Source organism: Tychonema sp. LEGE 06208 (assembly GCF_015207505.1).
In the GTDB taxonomy this organism is placed as follows: Bacteria; Cyanobacteriota; Cyanobacteriia; order Cyanobacteriales; family Microcoleaceae; genus Microcoleus.
The window spans coordinates 48085-65020 of record NZ_JADEWT010000016.1 but is presented as its reverse complement, the minus strand read 5'-3'; the positions used below and the strand labels follow the sequence as shown (position 1 = coordinate 65020).

Genomic DNA, 16936 nt, shown 5'->3' with positions numbered 1-16936 from the left:
CAGTTTTCAATTGTAGACTTCCCGATATTACTAACAACTCTTAGAGTTGAGGATTGGTACAATTCAATTCAACTATTGCCTTTAATTAGCGCCATTGTTCTACACTTTACCTCCCCTGGGTATTGGTGTCAAGTTTGGCAAATAACCTGTTACCTGGAAGTGATATAATATTGAACAATTTGTATAAAAACTGGAAAATATTCTGCTAAATGCTGAGACTTATTACTGACTTTGACGGCCCGATTATGGACGTGTCCGATCGCTATTACCGAGTTTACCAGCAGTGTCTGGCCGAGACTCAGCGTGAGGGTCAAGCAGTGCGCGAACTCACCTTAGCCGAGTTTTGGGACATGAAACGGGCGCGGGTTCCTGAAACCGAAATCGCCCTCCTCTCAGGATTAGACGCAGATCAAGCTGTCGATTTTGCCCTGAAACGCCGTCAAACTGTCCACACTCTCCCTTTTCTGATGTACGATCGACCCGCTCGGGGTGCAGTAGAAACTTTAGAGAAGTTGCAGCGCGCTGGAGTAGACTTAACGGTGATGACCATGCGCCGCGTCAGGGAACTAGACGAAGCCTTCACCCGCTGCAATTTGGCGCAGTTTTTCCCAGAAAACCGCCGCTATTGTCTCCCCAACGATTACATCAAAACTGGGGATGTGAAGGATAAGCCCCTGCTGATGGCTAGAGCTCTGGCCCAACTGCCACCGGCTTCTGATTTTTGGATGGTGGGGGATACCGAGGCCGATATTGTAGCAGCAAAAACCCACGGTGTCAAGGTAATTGGTGTTTTGTGCGGAATTCGCGATCGCACCCAATTAGAAATGCACCAACCGGATTTTATTGCTAATAATTTGAGCGAAGCAGTTGAGATGATTTTAGGTAGTCATTAGTTATTGGTTATTAGTTATTGGTTATTGGTTATTGGTTACTGGCTCTTAATTGTTGTTAGTTGTTATTAAGAATCAACAAATAACACTGAAGAACTAGGAACCAACAAATCACAAATAACTAATCACAAATAACCACTAACTACTGACTATCGCAAAAAACTGCTGACGAGCCACAGAGTTAAAAACGTAAACAAAGCAATCAGTTTCTCTGTTGAGACAAATGCTGTACTGAGCAAAGGGCCGAAAACACCTCCCAGCACCAGGCCTAAAACCAAGCCGGCCACAGTCAGCAGCACGGCCCGACCAAATTTTTGTTCCTTGCGATTAAGAAAATAAAGACAAGAGCCGACTCCAAGAGCCAGAGTCAACTGTAGCAAAGAATCATTAGCCGGATAAATACTCAGTCCGCCCAAGGCCACATAAACCCCAGCCGGCCACAAAATGTCCGATCGACTAGGAGTATCGATTAGTCGCTGCAACCAAGCAGGACTCCCCGACGGAGTAGACGGAGTAAAGCTTGCGGGTGGGGGAGTCAGCCGATCGGGAAAGCGGATGCCTTCGGGCACTTTAATTTTACCTTCCTGTCGCTGTCGCAAGCGATCCATGAGAATCGCGTCATAAGCAGCTTCGATCGATTCCAAACGTTTCTTGTCGCCGCTGTGCTGCTGGGCTTGACGGGTGCGGGCCTCTTGCACTTCATCAAAGGAAGCATCTTCATCGACTTCAAGCAGTTGATAGGGAGTTGGCTCACTCATAAAACTTGTTGGTATGCGGAAAACTCAGCGTCTTTAGACCTGAGAGGGATGCGAGCGGGCGGTGTTAACCGCCGTGGTTTGAAAGTGTAGGATGATATCCTAAACCATTGGCGTCAATTTAAGTTTAAAAACCTTTGTTTCTCTCGTTTATAGCTGAGTCTCGATCCCCTCCTAATCTCCATTAAGAATGGGAGTAGGGTTGATGCAAGAGCGCTTTTTGTCCTCCCAAATAGTCGGGTGGCCAGGGGAGGTTCTAGGTTTTAATCGTCAGATAGTATACCTGTACTGCATTTGACTTGGTTGTTGACACCAATGATGGTTAACCTTGCGGTCGCTAAGCATTTTTTATCCACCAGTGCTCGGTCATTAAATTTAATAACCCGCTGAAGGCTCTCGTTAAAAATAGTGCAATTTTAACAAGAGAGGAAAGCCGCGCCGCTTTCCCAAAAGTTTTACTGGTAGTTTTTAGTGCTTTGAGACAGAAACCAGCAAACCTTAGGAAGGTAGAAGGCATTGGGCAACAGGAAATAAAAAATTATGAACCTAAAGATTTTTGTTTTTACCTTAGCTTAGCCGTCTACAATAATTTTACCTGTTGCCGAAGGCTTTCAACGGGGATTTGTCCCGCAGGCGCTGACAATTCCCGACCACTGGATTTTTTTTAGTCGATCGCGGCGGTAGGAAAAAAAGCGAGCCGAGTCAGAATAGGTACAGAAAGGAGCGATCGCCACTTGAGAAAGATCGATTCCCAATTTCTGCAATTGCAGAGCATTGCAGAGGCGAACATCCAAGCGTACTTTTCCAGGTTCTGGATCTGCTAGTACAGGAGATTCTGGCAGTTGGTGCAAAAACTCGCAGATGCCGGCGGCACGGGCACTAACAGCACTCTGGGGAGTAATCGCGGCTAAGAGAGACGCGGCAACTTCCACAGATACCTGGTAAACCTCTCCAGAGATCGCCGGCCCCATAGCAATCTTGAGATTGTCTAGTTGACTGCCGACGGCCACAAGTCGATCGATTGCCTCTGGTAATATCTTAGCAGCAGTGCCGCGCCAACCAGCGTGAACTGCCGCAACCAGTCCAGTGCGATCGTCAGCAATCAGCACCGGCACGCAGTCGGCCGAGCAAACCCACAGCGCCTCACCCTCTAGTTCGGCCACCAACCCATCAGCCTCAACATAGCTTTGAGCGGCGGTTTCCGAAACCGGAGGCACAACCGGGGACAACTGACCGGTTTTGAGTACCGCATTGCCGTGTACCTGCTGAAGGCGGTAAACCTTGGCTCCTGGTTCGAGAATTTCCGTCAGCTCGATCGGGCCTTGGGGCGAGAAATCGCGAGTAAAAAAGCCGTGAGACCATCGAGAGAGCAAGCTACAAGTCAGATAAGGCAAACCTTGGGAGTTCTGCCACTCCCAACCGATCCCCGAAGGGGATCCGGTCGTCGGTGAGGAGTCAGGAAAATTTGTCAAGCGATCGCCAGCTACAGTCATTAAAGCCATCCATCCCCAAACGAATCAATTTGCATTCTATTCTAAGCAATCAACAATTTTGGCGGCTGAGGTTTAAATGCGCGATCGGCTTTCATCAAAAAAATCGGGATGAAAGAAGCCACCCAGCGGCGGTGGACGCTGGCGAAATTTGGCATAACCCGAAAAATAGAGGCAAATAATTAACACAACAGATACTTGCTTGAAGACTCCTGTCGCCAGCAGCCCAAAACTTTAAACTTTAGTTCGGGCGACTTAGATTCACTCGTCTGCAAGTAAATCTCAAATCTAAAACTTGTTCGCTCGCGAAGTCGAAGAATCTAAAATCAAAAATCGACCGAGGCGGTGGACGCTGGCGAAATTTGGCGCGACCCGAAAAATAGAGCGAACTAACTAACACAGACGAACGTCAAAGCGCTATTATCAATGTGGCCTTCACAGACTCCGCCAGCCAGTGCGATCGTCGGCCAAAAAACCAGGGCATCGATCGCGAATCGACGCCACAGCATTCGAGCTGGTTCGACGCGCCAAAAAATTGCCTCAAGCCGGGTAAAATCAGTTAAGTCTGTATTAAAGATTGGGATTGCCATACAGTCGATCCAGGCCCCGCCAAAAAAAACAGATACTTGCTTGAAGACTCCTGTCGCCAGCAGCCCAAAACTTTAGACTTTAGTTCGGGCTCCTTTGATTCACAAAGTTGCAAGTAAATCTAAAATCTAAAATCTAAAATCGACTGACTTAGATATCCTTGCGTCCCCTGTTGAGTTGGGAAAAAAAATCGTGAAACCAGTTCCAGACAAGCAAATAGCAGCCCATTTGAACACCAAACATCACAAAAATAACCCGAAAGGCGCTCGGACTCGATCGCGCCTTTTGTCCGATCGCTCGCTGCTGGTAGGACTGGGTTGCCTCGCCAGTCTGGGACTGCTCAGCAAAGGCCTAGTGTGGGCCCAGACCGAAACACCGCCAGCAGAACAAGCAGTCCCCGGTGCAGCAGAACTCCAGCCACTGTATGAAGCGCCTCTGGCCCCCCCGGAACCAGCAGTTAGCCAAGTAGAGCCAGAACCGTACTCCCCACCGCAGGCAGAAGCTCCGGCTCCCGAGCCTGTCTATGCCGAACCGCCTCGGGAGTCAGATTACGTCACCGAAGCACCTCCGGCCTATTATCTGCCAGAGCCGGCGCTGATTCCCCTGCCAGAAGCCACAGCCCAAGAGCCTCCTTTTGAAGCGCCAGTTAACCCAGTCCATACTGCTGAAGCCGACCATACAGACTACAGCGCTGGCGCTGAGGGCGGCTACGAACCGCCGACGAGAATCGAGTTTGCAGAACGATCGAGCGGTTGCGAAGGTTCCGGTGGCGGTTCGTGCGGGCCTGCTGCTGTGGACGAGCCTGTCACTGCAGAAGCAGCCCCTCCCAGCTACAGCCCCCAAACCCCGATCGCACAAGAACCCAACGACAGTCCCCACAGCCCGATCGCCGGTAACTCCTATATTGCACCCCCGCCTCGAAATCTGCCACAAAACCTGGCGGAGAACGTTCCGAGCAATGTTCCGAGCAATGTTCGGGGAAATGCGGGCGATAACGATCGGGGTTATTCTGCCAATAAAGTCGATCGAGCCATTCAACAAGTAAGCAACAAGCTTTGGGGACAAGGAAGCAGCGGAGAATCTGCTTATGGGCCCAAGGGCTACTCGGCTAACTCTGGATATTCGGCTAACTCTGGATACTCGGCTAACTCTGGATACTCGGCTAACTCTGGATATTCGGCTAACTCTGGATATTCGGCTAACTCTGGATATTCGGCTAACTCTGGATATTCGGTCAACCCTGCATCCTACGGCGGCCCTCCCGAACCCAGCATGGGACTAGGGCCGGTGCAAGTCGGTGCCGTTAGTGTCAGCAGCGGCAGCAATACAGGTTTTGCTTACTACAATCTCACGCCGCGTCCTTTAGGAATGCCCGGAAACGGCAACACCAGCCTGTTGTTTCCCCTATCTATTGCTGCCGACATTACATCGCCCTTCGGGTGGCGGACTCATCCGGTTATGGGTTACGGCAGGTTTCACACCGGAACTGACTTGGGAGCTCCGATGGGAACGCCCGTACTGGCGGCCTATGCGGGTCAAGTGGCGATCGCCGATTGGTTGGGCGGCTACGGTTTGACGGTGGTTCTTGACCACAACAAACAGTCTCAGGAAACTCTCTACGGACACCTTTCGGAACTGTTTGTCAAACCGGGAGAGTTTGTGAAACAGGGAGAAACTATCGGCCGCGTCGGTAGTACGGGAATGTCTACAGGGCCTCACCTTCACTTCGAGATCCGGCAAATGACCGATCGGGGTTGGGTGGCGGTAGATCCGGGCGCTCAGCTAGAATTCGCCGTAGCCAAAATGATGGGCAGTTTAGAAACCGCCAAAGTACCCCTAATGCCGAAAATCGTGGAAACACTAAGCGCTAGGGGACTCAAGGATTTAGAAAGCGATCTGCCCATGCTTCCACCTCTGCCGCTGGGAATGGACATCGAAGTTCACAACCTCCAGCCGCCATTCCCAGAATTGTTAAAAGCTGACACTTCAGCGCCCAAAGACAAGGAAGCTCTCAAACCCAAAACTCAGAAGCAAGCAAGCAGATAGGCTTTTGATAATGACTCGCATTCCTCACTACAAACCAGACAAGTTTGTAGTGAGGAATGCGAGTCCTCTCCCAAGAAGGCTCTCAATCGATTACCATCACAAAAACCGCGAATCTGATAGATTTCTCGTTATCATTAAGAGCCTGGTAGCTAGGAAAAACCCATAAAAATTGGTAAATAGTAGCTTATGCTAATAACGCAGCATTTGTGGGAATTAACTTTATTTCTAATTATTGTATTCGGGCCAATTCCCTTAAGCTTGTTTCTGGCTTTCGAGAATCAAAAAGCAAACAGTAACTGTTCGTTTCCCCATTTTCTCCTCGTACTTCTGACGGGATGGAGCATCATACAAGTTTGTATCGGCTTGATTTTAGGAAGTGCCGATCGCCTAAATCTCGCTCAAGTAATTATAGCAGAAATTTTGATTTGCGCGATCGGCACAATCCCGATCTATACCAAAAAAAACAGAGCTTTTACCTTATCGCATTGGCAGATCCCCAAACTCAAACAACCCCTCAACAGCTCCGAAATTCTAATTGTTTTGACCGCCGCTTTTGCAGGAATTGTGCTGTGTTACACCCTAGCAACCAAACCCACAACCAATTATGACTCATTGTGGTTTCACCTGCCCGCGATCGCCCGATGGTATCAAACCCATTCCTTTACACTATTAGATGCCGCCGGAAACTGGATTTTTGAACACGAGCAAGCCCGAGTATATCCGTACAATTGGCACGTTTTATCTGCCTTGTGTGTAATCCCATTCAAAGAAGACTTTCTCGCAGCCTTTCCCCTGCTAATAGCCTGGGTGCTTGAAGGAATAGCCGTCTATCTATTGAGCGTAAAATTTGGCTCTACCAGAATTCACGCTATGGCAGCATCAACATTAGTATTGACAGTACCGATGGTGCTCAACCAAATTAACACCATTCACCCAGACCTACCGCTAGCTGCCATCTTTACAGTAGGTTTGTATCTGGGTTTATCCTATCATAAAAGCCGAGCTGTCTGGGAACTATCCCTATTTTTGGCATCGGTAGGAATGCTAGCCGGAATAAAAATTACTGGCCTAGTTTATGCAGCCTCACTCTTAGGAGGATTAGCAATATTAGAAATTACAAGATTCGCCCTTACTCAAGATTCCACACCAGCTAATTTGAGAATTCGCCGCTTTCTCAAACCAGTCTTGCTGTGCGGCCTAGCTTGTTGCTTGCTTTTAGGATGTTTTTGGTATGCGAGAAACTTGCTGCAAATCAATTATCCTGTCGGCGAAGTCGGCGATATTAAAATTCCCTTAGAGCCTGTTCGCATACAGTCTCCCATACCTGCACCAATACCTTCGGTACAGCAGCCGCCCGCTTCGCCAATTCTAAATATTTGGCAAAGCACTTTAGCAGCTCAATTTAATCCCAGCAATATTTCCCACTGGCAAACTGTCGGCTTACAAATCATCATTAGATTGCAACTGCCCTTTCTGGCGATCGCACTTCAAGTCTTAGCAGCACCTCTGGCTTTGTTGCAAACTAAAACCAGAACAATCAATCAAAATAAGATCATTTTAATTGTACTTCTTGCCAGCACCGGAATTCTGTATCTAATTACACCTTACACCTCCGGTACTGCTGGAGAGTCGATCGGTCAACTCAGCCCCATACTCGGTTTCAATCTCAGATACGGATTTTCCTTCCTAAGCTTGCTAGGTATAGCAGCAGCTACAGCAACCAAATTAAAAACTCCGAATCAACTTGTCGTAGCAGTTGTTTTAATTAGCAGTATTTCCGGCATTATTAGCAACATAATTTTTGACCTAATTAAAAATGATTCTTTTACCGGCAACAGTATTGTTTGGGGAAGCGGGTTGATTGATCGGTTTAAATCCGAGCCAGTGGCAGCCATCAATGTGGTAATTAAAATATTAGCTCCCTACGGGCTAGATTTAGCAATATACCTGTTAGCTTATATTGGCTTCATGCTGTTAGGTTGGATTTCGTTTAAGCAAAGTTCAAGTTTAACCGAGTTAAAAAATAAACTGGTAAATTTGAAAAAATCGAGTTATATGATGATAATTTGTCTGTGTATAGCTCTGTGTATAGCATTGATGGTAAGTGCTAGTTGGGTGGCGAGGGAAAAGCGAGATATTGCTAGAACCCAACTGTATCGAGGCATATACGAGTATATCGATCAAAATACAGTACCGGATGAAAGAATCGGCTTCTTTCTGAGTTCCCGCAGCTACCTGTTTTACGGGAGAAATTTAGACAGAAAAGTTTTATATATGCCCTTTAGAGCCGATCGACTTCCGGCATGGATTGACAACCTCCGAAAAAATAAAATTAGCCTTGTGGGATTCGGGCCCATGACTGAGACAGACGAATACACCAAACAAGGTTTATCTTGGCTGACAAGTCCCGATGGCCCGCTACAACCAGTTTTCGGCAAAGATTTTAATACTGAGTCGGTGTTATATCGCTTGAAAAATTAAAAGTAATTAGTTATCATGAACCAAGCGAACATTCTATTTTCAATTATTGTTCCGACTTACAATCGACCTGAGAAATTAGCGCAGTGTCTTCAGTCTTTTGTTGAACTAGAATATCCGCGCGATGGGTTTCAAGTCATTGTGGTTAACGACAGCACGGAAATATCTGTAGAAAGTACAATTTCTCCTTTTCTCAATCAGCTAAATCTCAGACTTCTGACACAACCAAATTCTGGCCCGGCTACGGCGCGAAATACTGGGGCTTTTGCAGCCGAGGGCAAATTTTTAGTGTTTACTGACGATGACTGTACTGTGGCGGTAGATTGGCTGCGAAATCTGGAACGGCGATTTATGGAAACACCAGATTGTTTGATTGGAGGTCGGACTGTCAACGCGCTGCAGGATAACATCTATTCTACGGCCAGCCAGCAATTGATCGACTATCTTTACAGTTATTACAATGCTATTGGCGATCGCGCGCAATTTTTCACTTCTAACAATTTTGCTCTTTCGGCTGAGGCTTTCCAAAAAATCGGCGGGTTTGACACGACTTTTTCGCTAGCGGCGGGAGAAGACCGGGAATTTTGCTTTCGCTGGCTCAATGCCGGAGGCTGCGCGGTCTACCGTCCTGAAGTTACAGTTTATCACTTTCACGCCCTAACTCTGGGCAAATTTTGGCGGCAGCAATTCAATTACGGTAGAGGTGCTTTTTTGTTTGGGAAAATTATCTCGAACAGCGGGGCTAAGGGGAAATTGCAACATCCGTCGTTTTATTTGAATTTGCTCGCTTATCCATTTTCCCACGCAGCGGGTATTCAAAAGCTATTAATTGCAGGATTGTTTTTTGTTTCTCAGGCGGGAATTGCGGCGGGTTTGTTTTGGGAGAAAAACAAGGTTGTTGAGGAATAGATTTGGATTTTTTAACCGCAGAGAGCGCAGAGAGCGCAGAGGGAGAAGTTAGTTTTATAGCCTTTCTCAAAAAGATGAGGTACTATCCGGCATAGGGCATAGGGCATAGGGCATAGGGCATGAGGCTCTCCTAACTTTTTTGAGAACCGCTATAGTAAATGCGTCAGCTTTGAGTGGTCGATTATTGATGGAATAGTTCGCTGTCGCACTCTACAACTTTATTCTTTAGTCCGCGGAGGTGGACTTCGTTTCTGTAGTAGCGGTTTCAACTGCCGAGTTATGCGATTAATTGCAGCATTGTTTTTTGTTTCTCAGGCTGGAATTGCGGCGGGTTTGTTTTGGGAGAAAAACAATGTTGTTGAGGAATAGATTTGGATTTTTGAACCGCAGAGAGCGCAGAGAGCGCAGAGAGAGAAGTTAGTTTTAGTAGGTGCGTCAGCTTTGAGTGGTCGATTATTGATGGAATAGTTCGCTGTCGCACTCTACAACTTTATTCTTTAGTCTGCGGAGGCGGACTTCGTTTCTGTAGTAGCGGTTTTAACCGCCGAGTTCTGCGATTACATAAATCCGTGTTCGGCTAAGAATTCGGGTGTAATTGTTCCTAAACTTTTGATTGCGGGGGTTTCTTCCCAGGATTCGGGATGCGGTTGTCGGCCGCTGCGGAGAAATTTTGCTACGTATTTGCCGAGTATATCTGCTTCTAAGTTTACTAAACTTCCTGGTTGCAAATATTTGAGATTGGTTTCGGAAAAACTGTGGGGAATTACGGCAATTTCAAACCAATTTCCGTCTGCATCGCAATCGGCGACGGTTAGGCTGATGCCGTTGATGGCGATGCTGCCTTTGGAAACGATGTAGGGTGCGATTTGACGCTGCCATGCCGAATTGGCTGCTGGTGGGGCTGCAAACTTCATTTCCCAAGCGTTGGCGGTTTGGGTTGATGTGGCTAAACTGCCGATCGCATCTACGTGCCCCGTCACAAAATGTCCGCCTAATTTGCTACCGGCGCGCAGGGAGGTTTCTAAGTTGACCAAAGCATCGGGGAACGATCCCAGAGTTGTGCGCCGCAGGGTTTCTGGCGAAGCGACGGCGACAAAACCTTGCGGCAGAACTTCTACTACTGTCAAACAAACTCCATCGACGGCTACGCTGTCTCCAATGGCTAAATCTTGTAAAATCTGGTAGGAGTTGCTTGAGGTGCAGGAAATTTGGAAGTAGTCGTTACCTAGCGACTTCAGTTTTCCGAGAGATTGAATTAGTCCTGTAAACATAGTTATTTTTCCTTGGTCGATCGCTTATTTAAGTCAAACCACAAACCAGACGCAGGAGCTTTGGCCGCCCCCTCTCCCCCCCAAGTCAATCTAAAATCTAAAATCGACTCATGCCGATCCGTTGCAGATTCAGGCGAAGATCGAGTCATACTGGATTTAGCAGGTCATTTTTGTGTCCGAGTTCTTTACCGCCTTGCAGTGTCTTAATTCTATGAGGCCGATCGAATGATTGAAATGAAAGTCGCTGGAATTGCCTTAGATGCAGCCACGCGCAGCCCTATTGTCCTATTGAGAGACGCTACTGAGCGACGCGCTTTGCCTATTTATATCGGTCAGGAGCAGGCAAAGGCTATTATTAGTGCTCTCGAAGGCAACAAGCCTCCTCGACCCTTAACTCACGATCTGATGGTCACTTTTTTAGAGGCCTGGAGTGTTACTTTGGAGCGGATAGTGATTCACTCGCTGCAAGATAACACGTTCTATGCCGTGCTGATTGTCCGTCAGGGAGAAGTTAAAAAAGAGATCGATGCCCGACCCAGTGACGCGATCGCCCTCGCCCTGCGAACGAATAGCCCCATCTGGGTGATGGAAGAAGTTGTCGCCGATGCTTCGATACCGGTCGATCGAGATGCTGATGAGGCCGAACGCCGCGCCTTCCGGGAATTTATCTCAAACCTCCGCCCAGAGGATTTGATCAAGAGAAGCGGCTTTAGCTCCGGCGAAACTTCCTAAAATTTATGCGCTATCGACGGTTTGGCAAAACGCAGTTGCACCTGTCTGTATTTTCCTTGGGAACCATGCGCTATTTGGCTTCTGAGGAAATTGCCCGTCAGACTGTACAACAGGCGGTGTCTATGGGAATCAATCACCTGGAAACGGCGGCGGGTTACGGTTGCAGCGAGGAATATCTCGGTGTGGCCATCTCGGCTGGTTTGTCGATCGATCGATCGCGCTTCCACATCACTACAAAAATCCCCCCAACGGACGATGCTGCTGCAATGGAACGCTGCATCGATTCGTCTCTCAAACGCTTGAATCTAGACTATATCGACTGTCTGGCAATTCACGGTTTGAATGTTTGGGAACATTTGGCGATCGTGCGATCGCCCACAGGCTGCATGAGCGCCGTACAAAAAGCCCTCGCTGATGGCAGAATTCGGCACGTCGGTTTTTCGACTCACGGGCCTCTGGAGCTGATTTTGGCGGCAATTAATACAGATTTGTTTGAATTTGTCAATCTGCATTATTACTATTTTTTTCAGCGCCACGCCCCCGCAATTCAACTCGCCAAAGACAAAGATATGGGCGTTTTCATCATTTCCCCGGCAGACAAAGGAGGGCAACTCTACACGCCCCCGGAAACTCTCACAAAATTGTGTTCGCCTTTCTCGCCTTTAGAGTTGAACTATCGGTTTTTGCTGAGCGATACTAGGATTGGGACTGTGAGCGTGGGGGCTGCAAATCCGAGAGAATTGGAACAACCTCTGAAATATTGCGATCGCGACTTTCCCCTCACCGACAGCGAAATCGCTGCATTTGCGAAGTTAGAATCAGCTATGGTCGATCGTTTGGCAACCGACAAATGCAGCCAGTGCTATGCCTGTTTGCCTTGCCCGGAAAACATCAACATTCCCGAAGTGTTGCGCCTTCGCAATCTCGCCGTTGGCTGCGACATGACGGACTTCGGTAAATACCGCTACGCGATGTTTGAAAATGCCGGCCACTGGTTTCCCGGCAACAAAGGCAACCGCTGCACCGATTGCGGCGAATGTTTGCCCAGATGTCCCGAAGAGTTGGACATCCCAACTCTGCTAAAAGATACTCATCAACGACTAGGCGGTAAAGCAGGGAGGCGGTTGTGGGATTGAGGCGAAGCAGCCAAAACAGGGAAAAGCTCGATCGAGCCGATGTCGAGTGATGCCAGAATTAAGTTAGACTTTTTTTAAGTAAATTTACAATACAGTCGATCGCAAAAGTACCTAGTTTGGGGACTGCCTTCGCTAGTATCCCAATTTTGCAAAAAGCATTTTTGTTTGAGTGCGAGCATCCTACACAGCCCAGCCTACATCTAAGCGCAAACACTTTTGTGAAAGCGCCTGTTTGGATGCTTCCAACACACTTTAAATAAGAGCCAAAATAATATGTAAAAACAACTAAATAACACAATCAGATCGAACGAAAAAAACAACCATTTTCTGAAATACCGATTATTTTATTACTGGGTTAGGCAGGGCAAAACCGAAGAATTTTATGATGATTGATTAACCGAATTGGACTTCAAATCTCACGTCTCAAATTGATAATTCCAGATTAATGTATCGCGTGTCATCTAGAACCGATTCAGCATCTACTACTATGAATCAAACTCAGTTAAATGACAGTCAGCTAAATTGTCCGCAGCTAACTCAAGTTGCGACTTCTGAAAGATTTCAAGCAGGGTTTAAACCGTACACCTACAACTTATCTTTTACGAGAAAACAGCTAATCGGACTGCTGGCTTTACAAATAATCTTGCCAGTCGGATTAACGGGAGCAGCTTTTTTGCTAACATCAGCACTTAGCAGCAATCAACTGCAAAATCAAGCTAAATCAGAATTGAGCCTTAGTGAAATTAACGACAATCTCAAACTCGATCGCGCCGTCCACCATTTGCCAAACTCCTCTGACAGCAAAATTATCGCCCAAACAGCCTTAATTTATAACAGCGATAAAAACATTTCCAATTTACAAGAATCTGTTAAGAAGATTCTGGAAAATCAATTTAAAATAGGGGGGATAGACGGCGCGGTTTTAGTTGAAAAAAATCGGCAAATTGTGGTTAGTGTCAACTCCAACCTGAAGCTAGCAAGTTTTAACCTAGAAAAAATAGTCGATCAAGTATTTGCTGCAAAACAGCCAATTACCGCCACCGAAATTATTGCTCGATCGGAAATTCAGAAACAATTGGGATATTTGCCACCAGCGGGCGATCGCCCTGCGGTAGTCCGCTACACAGCAATTCCCGTAAAAGATCCCAAAAATCAGACAGTGATTGCTGCCTTAGTGTTGGGAAAAATTCAGAATCAAATGCCGGCAGTTGCTATCGGCGAAACAGTCAATTTACGCAGTGGCGGATATCGCGCTATCTACACAGCGCTGGCTGACGGTAAATTTGTTTTGGCAAGCGCGCAAACACTTACAAAAAATCAAGAGTTGCCAGATTTGCTGGCAGACAAATCTGTGCTAATATCTGCACTCGCCGCCGAGGGCAAACCAGTCGCCGCCCAGCTAAAAACAGGCAGTCAAACTTATACAGTAGCAGCCCGATCCCTGGACAATTTAGCCGGAAAACCGACAGCAATTTTAGTGCGGGGCATTCCCAAAACTTCTGAAATTTGGTGGGAGAACAATTGGCTGCTGCTGGCTTTGTCTGCGACAGTCGCCCCCGTAGTTTTGGCAGTTGCAGTCGCCCGCCGGATTGCCAAACCAGCTAACTCTGTTTTACTAACAACCGATGGGAATTGGGCATCTAATTCTAGGGCACAACCGCTGCTGCAATCGGGGAAGTTCGATCGCACTTCTGATAATTTATCCGATCGTATAAATTTGGCTGAATTTGGTTTATTTTCCAAAAAACCGAGTTTAGACGGTCAATTAGCGGTTGATTTTCAAGATAATTTTTTTTCGGGCGATGGAGGACAAATCGCCAATCCCGAAAGTCCGCTAACTTTCCCACCCGGAGAATTGCATGAAAACTGGATTTCTCAGCAGCCGTTGCTGGTAAGTACAGAACTAGAAAAAAGCGCGATCGCCTTAAATCAAGTCCAAGAAGCTTGGCAAGATTTAAATCGCCTCAACTGGGAATTGCAGCAAGAAATAGTCGAACGCCAAAACACTAAAAAAGCCCTGCGAAAGAGCGAAGCACTGCTGCAAGCGATTTTAGACAACTCAACAGCAATGATTTACATCAAAGATGTTGACGGAAAATACCTGCTCACAAACAGCCATTTTGACAGTTTGTTCCACAGGACAAAAGAACAAATAACAGGCAAAACTGACAGAGATATTTTTCCCGAAGACTCTTGGGCAGCCTTGCGAGAAAATGACCTAAAAGTTATCGAGACCTGTACGCCTTTGAGCATTGAAGAAGTCATCCCTCAAGACGACGGGCCGCACACTTATATTTCTCTCAAATTTCCCCTCTGCAACTCCAAAGGCAAAGTTTATGCAGTCGGTACAATTTCTACAGATGTCAGCGATCGCAAAACAGCCGAACTCACCCTAGAAAAAGCTAAAGCAGAACTAGAAATAGAAGTCGAACAGCGCACGCTATTCCTCAAACAAGCCAACCAACTATTGGAGTTTGAACTGGCGGCTAAAGTTCGCGGGGCGATCGCCGTCAGACAAATGACCGCCCAGGTAGCCCGACACGCCAGAACAGTTGACGGCATTCTCCGCGCTTCCCTCGATTTAATTTTTTTGGTCGATCGATCGGGAAAATACACCTATGTCAGTCGCATGGCCGCTAAAGCTGCCGGCATGAACGCCAGAGAAATGATTGGCAAAACCTGGCAGGAATTAGGCTGGTCGCCAAAAATTATGCAGCGAGTTCACCAAGAATGCGACACCGTATTTGCCACAGCCGAGTCGGTCAAAGGCGAAGTAATAGTCCCCACCGCCACCTGGGGAACCCGCGACTACGAATACATTCTCAGCCCGGTTGGGGGGACAGACGGCAGTGTGGAATCGGTGGTGGCGACGTTGCGGGATATCACGGATCGCAAAAATGCCGAGGAAGCGTGGCAGTTGGCCAAAGAAGCTGCAGAAGTCGCCAACCGCGCCAAGAGTGCTTTTCTGGCAAACATGAGCCACGAGTTGCGGACTCCCCTCAACGCGATTATTGGTTATAGCGATATGTTGGTGGAAGATGCCGAAGAGTTGGGCAATTTAGAAGTTGTCTCGGATTTAGACAAAATTCGCACTGCTGGCAAACATTTGCTGCGGCTGATTGACGACATTCTCGACATTTCCAAAATTGAAGCTGACAAGATGGATATTTACCTCGAAAGCTTTGATGTTGGCGGGTTAATTGAGGAGGTGGCGACAACTGTAAAACCGCTAATGGATAAAAACGGCAATACTTTGCAAGTGTTGATTGCTGAGAATGTCGGCGCTATGCACGGCGATTTGATGAAAGTGCGACAGGTAATACTGAATTTGTTGAGCAATGCGGCTAAATTTTCGACTGATGGGACGATCGTGCTTAATGTCGAAAGAATTACCAGCGCAGAATTAAAAAATAAATATCAACCGAGGGTTGCTCAAATGTTAATTTTGGATTCAGACTTTTTAGTTTTCCGAGTGACGGATACGGGCATCGGCATGACAAAACAGCAGCAAGATCGACTATTCCAACCTTTCACCCAAGCGGACAATTCGACTACTCGCAAGTACGGCGGTACTGGTTTGGGACTGACTATCAGCCAGCGTTTTTGTCAGATGATGGGCGGCGATATTGAAGTTAGCAGCGAGTTGGATTGCGGTTCTACTTTTACTGCTTGCCTGCCTGCTTCGCTGTTTAGGCGATCGGAATTTTAACTTTTTTGTCGCCATAAAATATGATGAATTACCACAAATTGCCCCACATAAATCAAGATTTCCCCCGCAGACCTAGCATTTTGACAAAAAGTTTATTTTTGTTCTCAATTGCCAGTTCTACCTGCATCACGGCCTTGCTGTGGGGACAATCTGCGGCGTATTCCCAGCAGCGGTTTTGCCCGACTGGTGACATTGCGAATTTCCCGTCGCCGCCGCTTTCGCAAGCCGAACCAAGCGTGCCGAGTCTGTGGTTAGCTGAAAAACTGTTTGGTGGCAAATTGCTCGATCGCTGGTTTGTCGATCGCGATAACGCTTTGGTAATCATCATCGTCAACCGCCAACTGTGGAGTTTGCTAGACTATATCGAACGCTATCAGTTTGTCAACCGCTTCGGCACGGTTTCGAGCGAATACGGTTACAATCTGCGAGTTTGCAACCGTCAAGGGAAGGCTTTGGCGGTTTATTCGTGCAAGGGCGATCGGCTTAACTGTAAAATTGATTTAGATTCTCTCTCAAATCCAGGACTTAGAGGCAAAAAGAAAGGCTTTTAGTAGGGTGCGTCAGCTAGAGAGATTTTTGGGATAATCGATAAATCAAAAGCTGACGCACTCTACATTTTAGCTAACAAAATAACAGACAAAAAATGGCATTTCCTAAAAAAGCTTCACGTAGTATCACCATAAACGGGGAAAAATATCGTTGGCTTATTTCACGCGACGATTACGGCATTGGTTTGTACGTAGAGTTATATGATAATCCTGCTTAGAAATTGACGACAGGTTTTTCTGATGATTATCAAGCTATTACGCCTGTGCTGGTACGTGAGGTAATTCTCCATGCCTTAGCACAAGGATACACGCCTCACAAAAAAGGTCAGGATTTTTGTTTACCTGAAAATTCACCCTTAGTAGTAGTAGAGAATCTAAGAGCTG

The 16936-nt window shown here is 47.1% G+C and carries 13 protein-coding genes; 8 read left to right on the top strand and 5 right to left on the bottom strand.

The features are described from left to right. Positions 1–209: 209 nt before the first annotated feature. Positions 210–893, top strand: coding sequence for an HAD family hydrolase (locus tag IQ263_RS06790; RefSeq protein WP_194066752.1), 684 nt, complete (start codon positions 210–212; stop codon positions 891–893). A gap of 146 nt (positions 894–1039) precedes the next feature. Here IQ263_RS06790 and IQ263_RS06785 read toward each other — a convergent pair whose 3' ends face one another. From IQ263_RS06785 to IQ263_RS06775, 3 genes are all read right to left on the bottom strand, one after another. Beyond that, positions 1040–1648, bottom strand: a complete 609-nt coding sequence (locus IQ263_RS06785; protein ID WP_194066751.1) for a CPP1-like family protein — start codon at positions 1646–1648, stop codon at positions 1040–1042. 608 nt (positions 1649–2256) lie between these two features. Then, the gene (gene pgeF / locus IQ263_RS06780; RefSeq protein WP_194066769.1) at positions 2257–3138 is read right to left on the bottom strand and encodes a peptidoglycan editing factor PgeF; all 882 of its coding nucleotides are present in this window, start codon (positions 3136–3138) and stop codon (positions 2257–2259) included. A 386-nt stretch (positions 3139–3524) separates the two neighbouring features. Beyond that, a complete protein-coding gene (locus tag IQ263_RS06775; protein WP_194066750.1) occupies positions 3525–3725 on the bottom strand; it encodes a hypothetical protein in 201 nt (66 codons plus the stop codon). Between the two features lie 190 nt (positions 3726–3915). Between IQ263_RS06775 and IQ263_RS29595 the strand changes: the two genes are divergently transcribed. The 3 genes from IQ263_RS29595 (at position 3916) to IQ263_RS06760 (ending at position 9156) form a co-directional block, all read left to right on the top strand. After that, entirely contained in the window at positions 3916–5769 is a 1854-nt protein-coding gene (locus IQ263_RS29595; RefSeq protein WP_339384786.1) for a peptidoglycan DD-metalloendopeptidase family protein, read from the top strand. 186 nt (positions 5770–5955) lie between these two features. Then, positions 5956–8250, top strand: coding sequence for a hypothetical protein (locus IQ263_RS06765; protein WP_194066749.1), 2295 nt, complete (start codon positions 5956–5958; stop codon positions 8248–8250). A 15-nt stretch (positions 8251–8265) separates the two neighbouring features. Continuing rightward, positions 8266–9156, top strand: coding sequence for a glycosyltransferase family 2 protein (locus IQ263_RS06760; RefSeq protein WP_194066748.1), 891 nt, complete (start codon positions 8266–8268; stop codon positions 9154–9156). 557 nt (positions 9157–9713) lie between these two features. Here IQ263_RS06760 and ribE read toward each other — a convergent pair. Continuing rightward, entirely contained in the window at positions 9714–10427 is a 714-nt protein-coding gene (ribE, locus tag IQ263_RS06755; protein WP_194066747.1) for a riboflavin synthase, read from the bottom strand. A 2-nt stretch (positions 10428–10429) separates the two neighbouring features. Continuing rightward, positions 10430–10576 carry a hypothetical protein gene (locus IQ263_RS06750; protein WP_194011412.1) on the bottom strand — a complete coding sequence of 49 codons (147 nt, stop codon included), beginning with the start codon at positions 10574–10576 and terminating at the stop codon, positions 10430–10432. 76 nt (positions 10577–10652) lie between these two features. Here IQ263_RS06750 and IQ263_RS06745 point away from each other — a divergent pair, with 76 nt between their 5' ends. From IQ263_RS06745 to IQ263_RS06730, 4 genes are all read left to right on the top strand, one after another. After that, positions 10653–11159 (top strand): bifunctional nuclease family protein, encoded by a 507-nt coding sequence (locus tag IQ263_RS06745; RefSeq protein ID WP_194011411.1) that lies wholly within the window; start codon positions 10653–10655, stop codon positions 11157–11159. Positions 11160–11164: 5 nt separating this feature from the next. Then, positions 11165–12295, top strand: a complete 1131-nt coding sequence (locus IQ263_RS06740) for an aldo/keto reductase (RefSeq protein ID WP_194066746.1) — start codon at positions 11165–11167, stop codon at positions 12293–12295. Between the two features lie 487 nt (positions 12296–12782). Further along, positions 12783–16004 carry a PAS domain-containing sensor histidine kinase gene (locus IQ263_RS06735; protein ID WP_194066745.1) on the top strand — a complete coding sequence of 1074 codons (3222 nt, stop codon included), beginning with the start codon at positions 12783–12785 and terminating at the stop codon, positions 16002–16004. 20 nt (positions 16005–16024) lie between these two features. Beyond that, positions 16025–16555, top strand: coding sequence for a hypothetical protein (locus IQ263_RS06730; RefSeq protein ID WP_228049847.1), 531 nt, complete (start codon positions 16025–16027; stop codon positions 16553–16555). Positions 16556–16936 lie beyond the last annotated feature (381 nt).